10 protein-coding genes are annotated in these 15,300 nt (G+C 70.6%); 2 read left to right on the plus strand and 8 right to left on the minus strand.

Going from position 1 to position 15,300, the window contains the following annotated elements:
• Positions 1-25: 25 nt before the first annotated feature.
• The 3 genes from ADY59_RS10305 to ADY59_RS10315 are packed head-to-tail and all read right to left on the minus strand — an operon-like array spanning position 26 to position 7,104.
• Complete coding sequence (locus tag ADY59_RS10305) at positions 26-1,588, minus strand: cellulase family glycosylhydrolase (protein WP_049560663.1); 1,563 nt, start codon at positions 1,586-1,588, stop codon at positions 26-28.
• A gap of 51 nt (positions 1,589-1,639) precedes the next feature.
• Positions 1,640-4,096, minus strand: a complete 2,457-nt coding sequence (locus ADY59_RS10310; protein ID WP_082310004.1) for a glycoside hydrolase family 9 protein — start codon at positions 4,094-4,096, stop codon at positions 1,640-1,642.
• Between the two features lie 56 nt (positions 4,097-4,152).
• Positions 4,153-7,104: a glycoside hydrolase family 48 protein gene (locus ADY59_RS10315; RefSeq protein WP_231618642.1), complete on the minus strand. Its 2,952-nt coding sequence runs from the start codon at positions 7,102-7,104 to the stop codon at positions 4,153-4,155.
• A gap of 266 nt (positions 7,105-7,370) precedes the next feature.
• On the opposite strand from ADY59_RS10315, the gene ADY59_RS10320 reads away from it, so the two are divergent.
• Complete coding sequence (locus ADY59_RS10320) at positions 7,371-9,722, plus strand: glycoside hydrolase family 6 protein (protein WP_049560667.1); 2,352 nt, start codon at positions 7,371-7,373, stop codon at positions 9,720-9,722.
• 58 nt (positions 9,723-9,780) lie between these two features.
• On the opposite strand, the gene ADY59_RS10325 is transcribed toward ADY59_RS10320, so the two are convergent.
• The 5 genes from ADY59_RS10325 to ADY59_RS10345 all read right to left on the minus strand — a co-directional run bounded on the left by ADY59_RS10325 (position 9,781) and on the right by ADY59_RS10345 (position 13,994).
• The gene (locus ADY59_RS10325) at positions 9,781-10,176 is read right to left on the minus strand and encodes a J-domain-containing protein (protein WP_049560670.1); all 396 of its coding nucleotides are present in this window, start codon (positions 10,174-10,176) and stop codon (positions 9,781-9,783) included.
• A 16-nt stretch (positions 10,177-10,192) separates the two neighbouring features.
• Positions 10,193-11,098 carry a dihydropteroate synthase gene (folP, locus tag ADY59_RS10330; RefSeq protein ID WP_049560672.1) on the minus strand — a complete coding sequence of 302 codons (906 nt, stop codon included), beginning with the start codon at positions 11,096-11,098 and terminating at the stop codon, positions 10,193-10,195.
• Between the two features lie 72 nt (positions 11,099-11,170).
• Positions 11,171-11,632, minus strand: coding sequence for an ATP-binding protein (locus ADY59_RS47465; RefSeq protein ID WP_053174601.1), 462 nt, complete (start codon positions 11,630-11,632; stop codon positions 11,171-11,173).
• A gap of 85 nt (positions 11,633-11,717) precedes the next feature.
• Positions 11,718-12,770: an NAD-dependent epimerase/dehydratase family protein gene (locus tag ADY59_RS10340; RefSeq protein WP_049560789.1), complete on the minus strand. Its 1,053-nt coding sequence runs from the start codon at positions 12,768-12,770 to the stop codon at positions 11,718-11,720.
• Positions 12,771-12,812: 42 nt separating this feature from the next.
• A complete protein-coding gene (locus ADY59_RS10345) occupies positions 12,813-13,994 on the minus strand; it encodes a zinc-dependent alcohol dehydrogenase (protein WP_049560674.1) in 1,182 nt (393 codons plus the stop codon).
• A 230-nt stretch (positions 13,995-14,224) separates the two neighbouring features.
• Here ADY59_RS10345 and ADY59_RS10350 point away from each other — a divergent pair, with 230 nt between their 5' ends.
• The gene (locus ADY59_RS10350) at positions 14,225-15,274 is read left to right on the plus strand and encodes a polyprenyl synthetase family protein (RefSeq protein WP_049560676.1); all 1,050 of its coding nucleotides are present in this window, start codon (positions 14,225-14,227) and stop codon (positions 15,272-15,274) included.
• Positions 15,275-15,300 lie beyond the last annotated feature (26 nt).

The following is a 15,300-nucleotide window of genomic DNA, read 5'->3' on the forward strand; positions in this document are numbered from 1 at the left end:
ACCTCCTCAGGGTGCGGATCGGGGGTCAGCCGGCGCAGGCGTAGCCGGACGGGACGCTGGTCGAGCCGTTGGGACGGCTGACCTGGAAGCCGAAGGAGGCCGGCAGCGGGGCGTTGTAGCTCAGGTTCTTCGCCGTCACCGTCTGCCCGCTGACCGTCACGGCGGCGTTCCAGGAGCCGGCGATCGAGTGCCCGGCGGGCAGCGTGAACGTGACGGTCCAGCCGGAGCCCGAGCCGGTCACGGACACGGGCTGGACCACGTACCCGTTGCCCCACTGGCTGCCGACGGTCGCGGTGACCGAGCAGTCGCCCTCGCCGCCGCCGGGCAGCGTGCTGAACGGGGTGGTGGGCGAGGAGCCCGACTGGTTGCCCGCCGCGTCCCTGGCCCGCACGTACACCAGGTAGCCGGTGTCCGGGGTGAGCCCGGTCAGGTTGACCGAGTTGGTGGCCGAGCTGCCGAGCAGGGTGCCGCCGGAGCCGTAGACGTCGTAGCGGGTGACGCCCACGTTGTCGGTGGAGGCCGTCCAGGTCAGCGTGGCGCCGGTGGAGGTGATGGCGGAGGCCGCCGGGGCGCCCGGGGTGGAGGGCGGGCTGGTGTCGTCGGGGTCGCCGCCGCCGTAGATCGCGGCTTCGCGGGCGGTCGCGGCGATGCCGTTGGCGCCGTTGAACAGCCGCTGGCCCCACGAGGTGAGCTGGTCGACGTCGAAGTTGGTGACCTGGTCGAGGTACTCGACGCCGCCGCCGTTGCCGCTCCACGACCAGCCGAGGTAGCCGAGGCCGCGGCTCACGGCCTGAGCCATGATCGTGTCCTCGTCGGGGTTGCCGTCGGAGTGGTTGTGCCCGAACTCGCCCACGACCAGCGGCAGCCCGGCGGTCCTGAACGCGTCCAGGTACGAGGTGACCTCGGCGGCCGTGTCGAAGACGCCGTACATGTGGACGGAGAAGATGGTGTTCTTGTCGGGGTCGCTGTCGAAGACGGTCCTGGCGTTGTCACGCATGGTGAACTGCCAGTCCTGGCCCCAGTTGGGCGCGTCGACCATGAGCGCGTGGTCGAAGCCGTTGGCGCGCAGCTTCTGGATCGCGGCCGTGGTGGCGGCGGCCCAGCCCGGGGTGACGGCGTTGTTGCCGACGGGCTCGTTGCCGATGTTGACGATGACGTAGTCTTCCTGGCCGACCAGGGCGCTCTTGACGCTGATCCAGTAGTTCGCGGCGGCGTCCAGGGTGACGGCGCCGCTCTGCTCGCCGTACCCGGTCGTGTCGTGATTTTCCAGGATGCAGATGAGCTTGTTCTGCTTGCACAGGGACACGACGTTGGCCACGTCGGCGACACCGTTGGCGGTCCAGCGACCGCCGCTGAGCACCACCCGGACGGCGTTGGCGCCCAGCGACTTGATGTCGGCGAACGACTGGGTCTGGGAGGCGTACCAGGTGTGGGCGTGGCTGGTGCCACGGATGACGAAGTCCTGTCCGCCCTTCTCGACGATCTTCGTGCCGCTGACGTGCAGGCCGGTCGCGGCGTGGGCGGGAGAGGCGACCAGGACGACGGGGAGGAGCAGGAGTGCCGCCAGGGCGGCGAGCCGGGATCTCATAGGTGCCTTTCGCTGGGAGGTCCCGCCCCTCGGGAGGGCGGGACCCGTTTCTCAGGCGGTGGTGCAGGCGATCGGGTCGGGGACGGTGCCGCTGCCCGTCGCGATGAAGCCGAAGGAGGCGGCGCCGCCGGGAGCCAGCGCGCCGTTCCAGGCCTCGTTGCCGACGGTGAGTGTGCCGCCGGACTGGCTGTGCTTGCCGCCCCAGAGCTGGCTGACGGTGCCGGAGTGTGCCCAGGAGACCTTCCAGCCGCTGATCGCCGACGTGCCGGCGTTCTTCACCGTCACCTCGGCCTGGTAGCCGCCGCTCCAGGAGTTGACCAGCTTGTACGTCGCCGTGCAGCCGCCGGGAGGCGGCGGCGTGTCCGTGGTGGCGAACGAGGTGCTCGCCGACGGCCCGGAGCTGTTGCCGGCGGCGTCCCTGGCCACGACGTGCACCGTGTACTCGGTGTCGGCGCTGAGCCCGGTCAGCTCGAAGGTCGTGCCCGGGGCGGTGCCCGCCTTCTCGCCGTCCAGGTAGACGTCGTAGCCGCTGACGCCCACGTTGTCGGTGGCCGCGGTCCACGACACCTTGGCCGTGGAGCCGGTGATCGCGGAGACCGCCGGCTTGCCCGGGGTGCCGGGCGGGGTGTCGTCCTCCTCCTCGGGCCCCGGCGGTTCGCCCCAGATCTTGGTGGCGCCGCTGTAGAGCGTGATGTTGGAGGTACGAACCGGCGTGGCGCCCGGCGTGGTCGGGATGCCCCGGTACGACCAGTCGTTGGCAGGGTCCCAGGTGCCCGCACTGGCGATGCGGAACTGGACCTCCCTGCGGTGCTGCGACTGCCCGGCCGGCGCGATGTCCTGCCCGGAGCAGTCGATGGCCGCGTAGTACGTGCTCCCGCCGGCCGCGTGCAGGGTCGGCGCCGCGCACTGGGTGTACGCGGACGACACGGTGATCTGCGAGGCCGTGGTCGAGCCGTCGAGCGTGAAGTAGTAGCGGAACGACCCGTCGGACAGCACCCGGGCGGGCCAGCCCGACTGGTTGCGCACGATGGCCTTGATCTCGGTGAAGGTGGTGCCGGAGGCGTTCACGCCGGCCTCCACGAAGATCTCCGGCCCGTCGGGCGTCTCGGCGACCGGGAAGTTCGCCGCCGGCGCCCCGCCGTACTCCTTGTAGAGCCGGGCGAGCGCGCTGGTGAAGCCCGCGTTGTAGTCGGTGGCGACCTCGTTCATCACGTAGTCGTCACGCTTGTCGGTGTAGGCGTCGTCCGGGTCCGGGGGCCCGCCGACGAGCGCGCCGTACAGCGTGTGACGGCTTTCCACAGGTGTGGATATCTGGTCCGTCCACGAGCCGTGCGCGGTGCGGTGGTGCGGGGCCTTCGGCGGATTGGCGCCGAACCCGATCACATAGGAGGAGTTGCGGGGGTTGTCGCCGAGCGCGTAGTTGATCTGCCGCACCGCGAAGTCGTGGTAGCGGGCCTTGCGCGTGGCGTCGGTGATCGAGTCGCTGTGCACGAGCGCCGCGAACGACGTGTTGGCCGCGTAACGCAGCGACCCCCACCGGTCCAGCACCGCCTGGCCGCCCGGCGAGTAGCGCACCTTCGCGCCGTTGACGCCGACCGTCCACCAGTCGAGCCAGCGGTTGGCGTCGTCGAGGTACTTCTGCTTGCCGGTCAGCTTGTGCAGCAGCACGTAGGCGCCGTAGGACTTGTCGTCCCAGGCGATGGTCCACTTGTAGGACTTGATGGAGGTCTGGGGCTCGGTGCCGAGGCTGTCGTAGGTCGACTCGGCCTTGGTCAGGAAAGCCGGGTCGTCGGTGGCCCTGTACAGCCAGATCGCGCCCCAGACCAGCTCATCGGTGAACCCGCTCCAGGAGTTGTAGTAACCCTGGGCGTCGGTGATGCACTCGCTGTACTTCTTCCTGACGGTGTCGGCGAAGGAGTACAGCTGCTTGGCATGCGTCACCAGCTTGTCCGCGTACGCGGGGTCGGTCGGCCGGAAGACGATGGACGAGGCGGCCATCGCCGCCGCCGTCTCGCCCGCCAGGTCCGACCCGCCGCACGACGCGTCGATCTTGTACGCCGGCCGGTCCATCGCCATGGCCTCGGCCGGGCCCCACCAGGCGTGGTCCCTGCCGCCGTGGCCGACCTGGCCGTAGAGGGTGTTCGGCGACGGGTGGGCCTTGACGAAGTAGTCGTTGACGTACCGCAGGTTGTTGAGCAGGTGGGTGAGCTGGCCGGAGCTCGCGTAGGCGTCGCGGTACTCGACCGCGCCCCAGGCCAGCATGGTGGCGGAGAACGCCATCGGGAAGCCGAACTTCACGTGGTCGCCGGCGTCGTACCAGCCACCGGTGAGGTCCAGGCCGACGTCGTCGCCGTCGTCCAGCCCCGAGTCGCCTCGCCAGCCGACACGGTTCCAGTCGGGCAGCTCGCCCGACTGCTGGGCCTCGTAGAACCAGAGCGACTTCTGCAGCGCCTCGCCGTAGGCGAACGCGGGGGCGGCCGCCCGGGCGGCCGGGGCAGCCACGATCATGGGCACGGCGAGGGCCGCCGCCGCGACGGCGGCGACCCTCTTCACGAACGGGTTGTTCACGGGAAGAGCCGTCCGAACTCCGCCAGGGCCACGGCCACGTCGACCTGCGCCCAGAAGCGGTGGTAGTTGAACGTCGGTACCGGCCCGGTGCCGTCGAGGTACGCCTTGACCTCGGGCCAGTCGGGGTCGTCCTCGTAGAAGGACCTGATCGACAGGAACGTCGAGTCCGAGTTGATCGGGTCGCCGTTCGGCATCGTGCCGGTCCAGCCGTCGGGCACGTAGACCGGGTCGTTGATGCGCTGGTAGTCGGCCTTGGTCTCCTCGACCGAGACGCCCTTGTCGTCGCGGTTCTCCCACACGGCGTCGAGCAGCGCCTTGGCCGTGTCACGGGCCTCGGCGTGGTTCGCCCTGGCCGCGTAGTACATCAGCACCTTGGCGTAGGAGCCGGCCACGCCCACGTCCTGGGTGTGGTTGACGACCTCGACGTGCAGGTTCGGGTTGGCCGGCGGCATGCCGGTGGTGGCGTTGAAGTTGCCCGCGGGCTGGCCGGTCCAGCGCAGCGTGGACGGGATCTGGTAGGTGCCGTCGGCGCCGACCGTGGTGTTGTCGAGCGCCCAGGTGACCCACTTGTCGAGCAGCGCCTTGGCCGCGGCGTTGCCGGTGACGTTGTACAGCTCGGCGACCCGCTCCATGGTCCACGCCTGGAAGCCGAACCACTGGTTCGACGGCGGGTCGTGGTAGACGGGCTGCCAGTCGTAGGCCATGCCGTGGAACTTGGGCAGGTTCGCCGGAGGCGTGGCGTAGTGGCCGTCCCAGCTGTTGGTCGCGCCGCCGGCGATGGCGCCCTCGGCCGACTGCAGCCAGGTGTAGAACTGGAGCTGCCGGGTGAGGCTGGTGCTCCAGTCGGAGGCGCCGGTCGTGCTCTCCGGCCGCAGCTCGGCCACGTTCGACAGCGCCCAGGCCGCGAACGGGTTCTGGTAACCGGAGTGGTTGTGGCTGGAGCCGATCCGCCAGGCCCAGCCGGCGTTGGAGTCGGTCGCGCCGCCCCAGGCGTAGTACCAGGACAGCAGGTAGCTGGCGGAGTTCTTGCCGCTGCCGGCCGGGCACGACGGGCTGGTGCAGTTCGGCTGCTTGAAGTACTTGTCGTACATCGCGTAGCGCAGGTAGTCGCCCATCTTGGCGGCCTTCTCCACGGTCGCGGAGATCTGCGACTCCTTGCCCTGCGCCTTGGCCCAGGTCAGCGCCCAGTAAGCGACCTGCACCGCGCGGGCGTCGGCGTCCGGCGCGTTGGTGTACTTCCACTGCTTGGCGTACGAGGCGTCCTTGATGAACAGGTCGAGGAAGCCGTTCGTGCCGCCGTGCTCGAAGGTGTCGCAGGACGGCTGCGGGATCGTCTCGAAGACCGACTCCTCCGGGCCGCGCTGGTAGGTGTTGATGTAGGCGGGCTTGGTGGTGCCGTCGCCGCAGCGGCCGAAGCCGTAGGTGTTGTCCACGTCGAGCAGCCAGTGCATGCCGTAGACGTCACGGGTGCCGTACGCGCTCTGCAGCTCGTTGGCGATGGGGTCGGAGCCCACGCTGACGCCCTGCTCGATCTGCGTCGGGTAGTTCTCGATCTCCAGGTGCTCGGCCGCGTACGTGGCCGGCTTGGACGGGTCGTAGAAGGAGTTCGTCGGCTGGTCCTGGGTGCTGGGGATGATGTAGGTCTCCATCGACTCCCAGGCGTCGTTGAACTTCGTCCAGTCGCCGGTCACCTGCCCGTAGACCGCCTCCAGCCACAGGTAGTAGCTGTAGGCCTCGGACGTGGTCTCGTGCCCGTGGTCGGGCGCCTCGACCATGAACGTCTCCACCGAGTGGTACGGCACGCCCTCGGGCGAGAAGTAGCCGTTGGCGGGGTCGTGCAGGTCGTTGTACATCTCGGTGAAGCGCTGGATGTACTCGTTGTCGCCGCCGGGCAGGTCGTCGTCCGCCTCGGTGGCGGTGACGTCGACCGGGCTGTAGCCGGTGGCGCTCACCCGGAACACCGCCGTGCCGGCGGAGGTGTCGGCATCGTCGGCGGCCGACAGGGTGACGTTCTGGGCGGTGGCCCAGTTGGCCGTCGTGAACGTGCGGCTGGCGCCGGCGTTGACGGTCAGGTCGGTGTCACCGCTGGCCCGTGCCGTGCTCACGGTCACGCTGGCGGCCGGCTGACGCGACAGCTTGACCGAGAACGTGGCGGTGCCCGTCTCCGGCACGGCGACGGACAGCGGGCTCACCACGAGCGCCGGCGTGCTGTCGGTGCCGACGGTGATTCCCACCGGCGCCGAGGTCGTGGTCGCGCCGTCGTTGTCGGTGGCCCGCGCGGTGATCGAGTAGTTGCCGGCGGCCACGTTCTGCCAGTTGTAGGTGTACGGCGAGCTCGTGTCGCTGCCCAGCAGCGTGGAGCCCTGGTAGAAGTCGACCTTGGAAACCGTGCCGTCGGAGTCGGCCGCCGTCGCCGCGATCGGCACGGTGGCCGGGGCGGTGAACGTCTGGCCGGCCGTCGGGGAGGTCAGCGAGACCGTGGGGTCCTCGTTCTCGTCCTCGCCGCCGCAGGTCGTGCCGTTGATGGCGAACGACGTGGGGGCCGGGTTGCTGCCGGACCAGGTGCCGTTGAAGCCGATGGAGGTGCTGGCTCCGGTGCCCAGGTTGCCGTTCCACGGCATGTTCTGCGCGGTCACCCGGGTGCCCGACTGGCTCCAGGTGGCGCTCCAGCCCTGGCCGTACTTCTGGCCGGTGGTAGGGAAGTCGAAGGTCAGCGTCCAGTTCGAGAGCGGGTCGCCGAGGTTCTTGATGGCCACGCTGGCGGTGAAACCACCCTGGTTCGAGCCGCTGTTCCACTGGTTGGCGGTGTAGGTCACCTCGCAGGCGACGGCCGCGCTGGCGGGGGTCTGGGCGAGCACCGTGGTGGTGCTCGCTACCAGGACCAGCGTCGCGGCCGCGGCTAACCGCCTGGCCAGACGCGTGAGGAAGGGGCGGGGTCTGTGACTCACGGTTTCTCCATGGGAGTAGGGGGTGGGAGCGCTCCCATGCGGCATTGTGCGCTCCGGCGAGGAGGAGATGTCAACGAAATGGCGTCCGGGTGACCGTCTGATTTCCTCTCACCTGCCTGCGTGGCATGAAAGTTTCACGTGGCTTGTCTGGCATTCAGCGAGCGTGTGGCCCGCCGGAGCCCCACCGCCGCACCGGCCGCTGTACACAGATGTGAATGGCCGCCCACTATGGGAGCGCTCCCACTCACTTCAGGAGATGATGATCCGTGAAACTCCTACGCGGCCTTCGGAGATGGGCCGTCACCGCGACAGCTACCTGTGTCGCGGCCGCCGGCCTCATCGCCGGGCAGACGACCGCTGCTCACGCCGCGGTCTCCTGCGACGTCGTGTACACCCCCAGCTCGTGGACATCCAGCCCTGGTCAGGGAGGTTTCACCGCGAACCTCACCCTGAAGAACCTGGGCGACCCGCTCACCAACTGGACCCTGGCCTTCGACTTCCCCACCACCACCCAGAAGTTCACCCCCAGCGGCTGGGGCGCGGAGATCAGCCAGTCGGGCACCCGCGTCACCGCGCGGAACATGCCGTGGAACGGCAACCTGGGCACCGGGGCCAGCACCACCATCGGCTTCAACGGCACCTGGTCCGGCACCAACCCCAACCCGACCTCGTTCACCGTGAACGGCACCACCTGCGGCGGCCCCGGCGGTGAGACCCCCGCGGTCGTCACCTCCGCCAGCTCCGTCGCCGTCAACGAGGGCGGCACCGCCACCTTCACCGCCAGGCTGTCGGCGGCCCCGACCTCGAACGTGACCGTCAGCACCTCGCGGACCAGCGGCGACGCCGACCTGAGCGTCAGCTCCGGCGCCTCCCTGACCTTCACCCCGTCCAACTGGAACACCGCGCAGACGGTCACGCTGGCCGCCGCGCAGGACTCCGACACGGCGGCGGGCACGGCCGCCTTCACCGTCGGCGGCACCGGCGTCACCTCGGCCACGGTCAACGCCACCGAGGTCGACGACGACAGTACCCAGGAACAGTCGCTGATCGTCACCCCGACGTCCGTGACCGTCCCCGAGGGCGCCACCGGCACCTACACCGTCCGCCTGGCCACCCAGCCCTCCGCCGGCGTCACCGTCACCACGACGGCCGGCAGCGGCGACGCCAACCTCACCGTGAGCTCCGGCGCCTCCCTGTCGTTCAGCACGTCGAACTGGAACACGCCGCAGACCGTGACGCTGGCCGCGGCCCAGGACTCCGACGACACCAACGGCACCCGTACGTTCACCGTCGCCGCCACCGGCCTGACCTCGCGCACGGTCACCGCCACCGAGGCGGACGACGACGGCGACAACAACCCCGTCCACGTCGAGAACCCGTACGCCGGAGCCACCGGCTACGTCAACCCGAGCTGGTCGGACCGGGCCGCCGCGGAGCCCGGCGGCGCCGCCATCGCCAACACCTCGACCGCCGTGTGGATGGACCGCATCGCCGCCCTGGAGGGCCCGGGCGACGCCCTGAGCCTGCGTGAGCACATGGACGAGGCGTTGCGGCAGGACGCCGCCAACGGCGCCGCGCCGCTGACCATCCAGATCGTCGTCTACAACCTGCCCAACCGCGACTGCTCGGCCCTGGCCTCCAACGGCGAGCTGCGCATCGCCGAGAACGGGTTCAACCGCTACAAGGCCGAGTACATCGACCCGATCGCGGACGTCTTCGACGACCCGCAGTACGCCAACCTGCGCATCGTCGCGATCGTCGAGCCCGACTCGCTGCCCAACCTCGTGACCAACATCGACAGCTTCGCCGACTGCCGTGAGGCGAACGGCCCCGGCGGCTACGTCGACGGCATCCGCTACGCGCTCGACAAGCTGCACGCGATCACCAACGTCTACACCTACGTCGACGCCGCCCACCACGCCTGGCTCGGCTGGGACTCGAACTTCCAGCCGTCGGTCAACCTGTTCCACTCCATGGCCGCCGGCACCGCCGCGGGCGTGGACAGCGTGGACGGCTTCATCGTCAACACCGCCAACTACTCCGCGCTCAAGGAGCCGCACTTCACCATCAACACCTCGGTGAACGGCACCACGGTCCGCCAGTCCAAGTGGGTCGACTGGAACTACTACATCGACGAGCACACCTTCGCCGTCGCCCTGCGCAACGCCCTGATCGCCAAGGGCTTCCGCTCCGGGCTGGGCATGCTCGTCGACACCTCGCGCAACGGCTGGGGCGGCAGCGCCCGCCCGTCCGGGCCGAGCAGCTCGCTCAACGTGGACACCTTCGTCAACGACTCGCGCGTCGACCGGCGCATCCACGCCGGCAACTGGTGCAACCAGAGCGGCGCGGGACTCGGGGTCAGGCCGACGGCCAGCCCCGAGGCGGGCTTCGACGCCTACGTGTGGATCAAGCCTCCGGGCGAGTCCGACGGCGCCAGCCGGGACATCCCGAACGAGGAGGGCAAGAGGTTCGACCGGATGTGCGACCCGACCTACACCGGCAACGACCTCAACGGCAACAACATGTCCGGCGCGCTGGCTGACTCGCCGATCTCGGGCCAGTGGTTCTCGGCCCAGTTCCGCCAGCTCGTGCAGAACGCCTACCCGCCGCTGTCCTAACCCCTGATCACAGGGCCCAGGCCGCCGGATCTGCCCCGGCCTGGGCCCTGTAACCATTTCAGCGTCCGCGCCACTCCGAGACGATCCGCTCGACGTCGTAAGGGACCAGGTTGAGCGGCGGGCCCGGCAGCCCGGTCCTGATGGCCTCCCGGATCCGGTCGTTGATCTCGTTCATGATCAGCCGGATCTCGCCCTCGGACCTGGCCTGAGCGGCCGCGGCCAGCGCCTGCTCGGCGTCCTTGCGCAGCTGCAGACTCGGCGGGAGCGGCATCGACAGCCCCTCGCTCTCCAGCTTCTGCTTGACCCACCAGTGCTCGTCGTACGGCTTGTCGGCGCCGGGGATCGGCTTGCCCGCACCCGGCAGGTCGTCGAACTCGCCGCGTTCCTGCGCTTCCCTGATCTGCCGGTCCACCCAGCTCTCGAACTGCATCCCGCCCGGTTTGCGATCGGTCACCCGTGATTCCCCTTCCCTACGCGAGGTTGTGCCGCGGCGCGGCGGGCGGCCGCCAGCCCAGCATGGCCTCGGTCATCCGCACGGCCGCAACCGTGGCCGGCACGTCGTGCACCCGGACGATCCGCGCCCCGCGCAGGATCGCCATCACGTTGGCGGCGATGGTGCCCTCGGTCCGCTCCCCCTGCGGGCGGGCGATGCTCTCCCCGATGAAGTCCTTGTTGGACAGCGCCACCAGCAGCGGGTATCCGACGGCGGCGACCTCGTCCAGCCGCCGCATCAGCTCCAGGGAGTGATAGGTGTTCTTGTTGAGGTCATGGCCGGGGTCGATGACGATCCGGTCCGGGGCGATGCCCGCCGCCAGCGCGGCCTCCACCCGCTCCCGCAGATAACTGGTGACCTCGGTGACGATGTCGGCGTAGTCGGGCCGGAACACCCGGCGCCCCGGCCCGCCGAGGCTGTGGGTGACGACCACGGTGGCGCCCGTGCGGGCGGCCACCTCGGCGATGCCCGGCTCACGCAGCCCGTTGGTGTCGTTGATCACGTCGGCGCCGGCCGCCATGGCCGCCTCGGCGACGGCCGCGCGGTGGGTGTCGACGCTGATCACCGCGTCGGTGACGCGCCGCACCTCGGAGATCACCGGGATCACGCGCTCGATCTCCTCGGCCACGCCGATCTCGGCCTGGGCGGCGCTGAAGGCGAACCCGCCGATGTCGATCCAGTCGGCGCCCTCGTCGACGGCCCGCCTGGCCGCCTCGACGGCCCGATCGAGGGCGAAGGTCCGGCCCTGGTCGTGGAAGGAGTTGGGGGTCCGGTTGACGATCGCCATGATCGCCACCTGCCGCCGGAAGTCGAACTCGCGCCGCCCGATCCGCCGCACGGGGTGCGACATCTCGGCTGGGGCAGTGCCCACTCCACCGGTCACGACACCATCCCCTTACAGCTCGGCCACCTGCTTGGCAGCCTACCCGCCGGGGGTGCCGGGGTCCCGGCCGTGTCAGGCGGTGAAGCGCACGCGGCAGTGGCCGGCGGCGACGCGGATCCGCTTCATCGGCGACCCGGGCCGGCACGGCCGTCCGGGCAGGCGCATGGCCAGCTCGACGGTGGTGCCGGCGGGGCCGGTGTGGAAGTCGACGTCGTCGCAGAGACGCTTGATCAGGAAGATGCCGCGGCCGGTGGACGCCGTCTCGGGCGGCTTGCGGCCCTCGGTGTAGCGGTGCGGGATGCCCGAACCGTGGTCGGCGGTCTCGGCGCGCAGGACGCCGTCGGCCGTCCACAGCCTGAGCGTGCCGTGTCCTCCCGCGTGCGTCACGACGTTGATGACGCTCTCGTGGACGGCGAGGACGAAGTCCTCCAGTCTCGGACCGGCCAGGCCGCACCCTGACGCGTGCCGGGCGACCGCTTGCCGGATACCGGTGACCTCCCGGCGGGTGATGGGCTGAGTCATGAGCGTGCGCATGGCAGCTTTCCTCGCGATGTTCCTCGTCATCGGCGGGCCGCTTTCCGGACCTCACGGACTCCCCCACTGCCCTGACTGGCGGCCTTCACACCCGAGACCGGCCGCCCATCCCGGTGGCGAACTCGCGCAGCCGGCGCGTCCCGCTGTCGGGGGCGAGCGGCGGGGTGTCCATGCCCGCGCCGTCGTGCACGCCTTCCAGCAGCGCCTTGATCGCGTCGGGCGCCGAATGCCGGGGCGTCCAGCCGAGCACGTGCCGGGCGCGGTCCACGTTCATGAGCGGGATCCGCAACGCCAGCTCCAGCAGGCCGGGCGCGGCCGGGATGAGCCGCAGGTGCCAGCCGGCGGCGACGGCGGCCCGCGCGACCCCGGTCGGCACCGGCACGGTCCTGGTGCCGAGCAGCTCGGCAAGCGCGCCGGGGTCGAGCACCGGTTCCGCGGCGAGGTTGAAGGGGCCGGTGACGGGCTTGGTGACGGCCAGGCGGTAGGCCTCGGCGGCGTCCTCGGCGTGCAGGATCTGGAGCTTGAGCCCGGGGATGTCGGGCACGAACGGGATCCGGCCCGGCTTGACGAGCCTGCGCGGCAGCAGCGGCCCGGCGAACAGCCTGCGCTGCTCGGTGGCCGCAGGCCGCTGGAAGATGAAGCCCGGCCGCATCCGCACCACCCGAACGCCCGGGTTGTCATGCTCGAACACGTCGAGCATCCGCTCCACGTAGGCCTTCTCGCGCCCGTACGCCGCCCCCGGGTAGCCGTGCGTGGGCCACGTCTCGTCGACCGGCACCTCCTTCGGGCCGGGCGAGTACGCGCCCACGGAGGAGGCGTGCACCAGCGCGGGCACGCCCGCCTGGGCGACCGCCTGGAAGACCCGCACGCTGCCGAGCACGTTGGCCCGCCAGGTGACCGTGGCGTCGCGGGTCGGCTGGAAGAGCCAGGCCAGGTGCACGACCGCCGCGGCGCCGTCGAAGATCTGCGCGAGATCGCTGGTGACGACGTCAGCCTTGACCCACTCGGTGCGGCCGGGCCGCCAGCCGGGCAGCCTGCGGGCGACGCCGACGATGGACGTCACGCTCTCGTCGGCTTCCAGGGCCCGGATCACGCTCGTGCCGACGTTGCCCGTCGCACCAACCACGACCACTCTCATGGCGCACCCGCTGCCCCGGCCGACCGGCACGAAACCAGCAGGTCAGGGTTCGATCAGGATCTTGATCGCGCCGTCCCGCTTCTTCTGGAACGTCTCGTACGCCTCCGGGGCCCGCTCCAGCGGCACCCGGTGCGTGGCCAGGTCCATCACGCCGAGCGGATCGGCGTCGTCGGTGACCAGCGGCATCAGCGCGCCGACCCACCGCCTGACGTGCGCCTGGCCCATCCGCAGCGAGATGCCCTTGTCGAACATGCGCAGCATCGGCATCGGGTCGGCCATGCCGCCGTAGACGCCGATCACGGAGATGACGCCGCCGCGCCGCACGGTGTCGATGGCCTGGTTGAGCGCGGCCAGGCGGTCCACGCCGGCGTGGCTCATGAGCTGCGCGGCCAGCGCGTCGGGCAGCGCGCCCGTCATGGTCTGGGCCAGCTTGGCGGCGGGCGAGCCGTGCGCCTCCATGCCGACCGCGTCGATCACGGAGTCGGTGCCACGCCCGGAGGTGAGCTCCCTGACCGCCTCCGGCACGTCCGTGGTCTCGCTCGCGTCGACGACCTCGACGCCGTGGCGGCGGGCCATCGCCAGCCGCTCCGGCACGCCGTCGACGCCGATCACGCGGTGGCCGAGATGGCGGGCGATGCGGGCGCACATCTGGCCGATCGGGCCGAGCCCGAAGACCGTGAGGCTGCCCCGCTCGGGCAGGTGCGCGTACCGGACCGCCTGCCAGGCGGTGGGCAGCACGTCCGACAGGTAGACGAACCGCTCGTCGGGCGGCCCCTTCGGCACCTTGATCGGGCCGAACTGGGCCTGCGGCACCCGCAGGTACTCGGCCTGGCCGCCCGGCACCTGGCCGTACAGCTTGGTGTAGCCGAACAGCGCGGCGCCCATGCCGTGCTCGCGGACCTGGGTGGTCTCGCACTGGGCGTACAGCTCCAGGTCGCACATCCGGCAGTGGCCGCAGGCGATGTTGAACGGCACCACCACCCGGTCGCCCGGTTTGAGCGTGGTGACCTGCGGGCCGACCGCCTCGACGATCCCCATCGGCTCGTGCCCGAGGATGTCGCCCGCGCTCATGAACGGCCCGAGGACCTCGTACAGGTGCAGGTCAGAGCCGCACAGGCCGGTCGTGGTGACCTTGATGACGGCGTCGTTCGGCTCCTTGATCTGCGGGTCGGGGACTTCCTCGACCCGCACGTCGCGCTTGCCGTGCCAGGTGACGGCCTTCATGGCAACTCCTTCACGATGGTGGCGGCCGCCCCCCGGCCACCTGGGCTGCCGCATACCCTCACATCTCCCCCCTAGACCGCACCGCGCGAATCGGCCCCGGGTGTCATGACAAACCCACGGACCAGGCGTTCTTCGTTCGGAAAAAACTCGGTCGGGTCAACCGGCTTTACACCCTCCGTATTCGGTGAGTAACTACTGGTAGTGAACGGTGGACAGAAGGAGCCCGGCTGATGACGGTGAGCTTCACCCCCAACCTGCTGGGGCCGCGGATCGACGACCGCCTGATCGGTTTCCTCGACGAGTGGCGAGCGCCCGTCTCGGATCCGGACGTGGTCGCGGCCTACAGGTTGCTCGTCGAGTTCATCCTGGGCGGTGGCAAGCGCATCCGGCCGCAGTTGTGCTACTGGGGGTGGCGAGGAGCGGGCGGCCCCGACTGCGCGGAGATCATCAGCGCGGCGGCCGCCCTTGAGCTGTGCCACGCCGGCCTGCTCATCCACGACGACATCATGGACGGCAGCGATCTGCGCCGCGGCCAGGCCACCGTGCACCGCAGCCTGGCCCGGCTGCACTCCGGGCCGGGCGCCGAGGCGTTCGGGCGGGCGGGCGGCATCCTGCTCGGCACGCTGAGCCTGGCCTGGTCCGACACGCTGCTGTCGTCCTGCGGGGTCGACCCGGCGCGACTGCGGGCGGCCCACCATGTGTTCGACGCGATGCGCACCGAGGTCATCAGCGGCCAATACCTGGACATCCTCGCCCAGCTCCGGGCCGGCGTCAGCGTCGAGCAGGCGCTGACCACGATCCGCTACAAGACGGCCAAGTACACTGTGGAGCGCCCGCTGCAGATCGGCGGCGCGCTGGCCGGGGCGGACCCCGAGTTGCTGCAGGCATACTCGGCGTTCGGGCTGCCGCTGGGCGAGGCGTTCCAGCTGCGCGACGACGTGCTCGGCATGTTCGGCTCGTCGGATGACACCGGTAAGTCCGCGCTCGACGACCTGCGCGAGGGCAAGCAGACCGTGCTGTTCGCGCACGCGGTGCAGCGCGCCACGCCCGCGCAGCTCGCCTATCTGCGCGCCTGGCACGGCAATCCCGACCTGACCGAGGAGCACGCCGAAGAGGTGCGCCAGATCCTGACGGACACCGGCGCGCTCGCCGAGGTCGAGTCGATGATCGACGAGCGCGTCCGGACGGCGGTTCGCGTGCTCGACGCCACGCCGATCGGGTCCGAGGCCCGCGTCGCGCTCACCGTCCTGGCCGCCGAGCTGGCGCATCGCGACAGCTGACCGGCGCTCCGGGCACGGCGGGCGCT

This window comes from Nonomuraea sp. SBT364 (assembly GCF_001083785.1).
Lineage (GTDB): Bacteria > Actinomycetota > Actinomycetes > Streptosporangiales > Streptosporangiaceae > Nonomuraea.

Bases quoted from the DNA above. Each gene is read 5' to 3' on its own strand.
- ADY59_RS10305 (WP_049560663.1), bottom strand. From the start codon at position 1,588: ATGAGATCCCGGCTCGCCGCCCTGGCGGCACTCCTGCTCCTCCCCGTC.
- ADY59_RS10310 (WP_082310004.1), bottom strand. From the start codon at position 4,096: ATGATCGTGGCTGCCCCGGCCGCCCGGGCGGCCGCCCCCGCGTTCGCC.
- ADY59_RS10340 (WP_049560789.1), bottom strand. From the start codon at position 12,770: ATGAGAGTGGTCGTGGTTGGTGCGACGGGCAACGTCGGCACGAGCGTG.
- ADY59_RS10345 (WP_049560674.1), bottom strand. From the start codon at position 13,994: ATGAAGGCCGTCACCTGGCACGGCAAGCGCGACGTGCGGGTCGAGGAA.
- ADY59_RS10350 (WP_049560676.1), top strand. From the start codon at position 14,225: ATGACGGTGAGCTTCACCCCCAACCTGCTGGGGCCGCGGATCGACGAC.
- ADY59_RS47465 (WP_053174601.1), bottom strand. From the start codon at position 11,632: ATGCGCACGCTCATGACTCAGCCCATCACCCGCCGGGAGGTCACCGGT.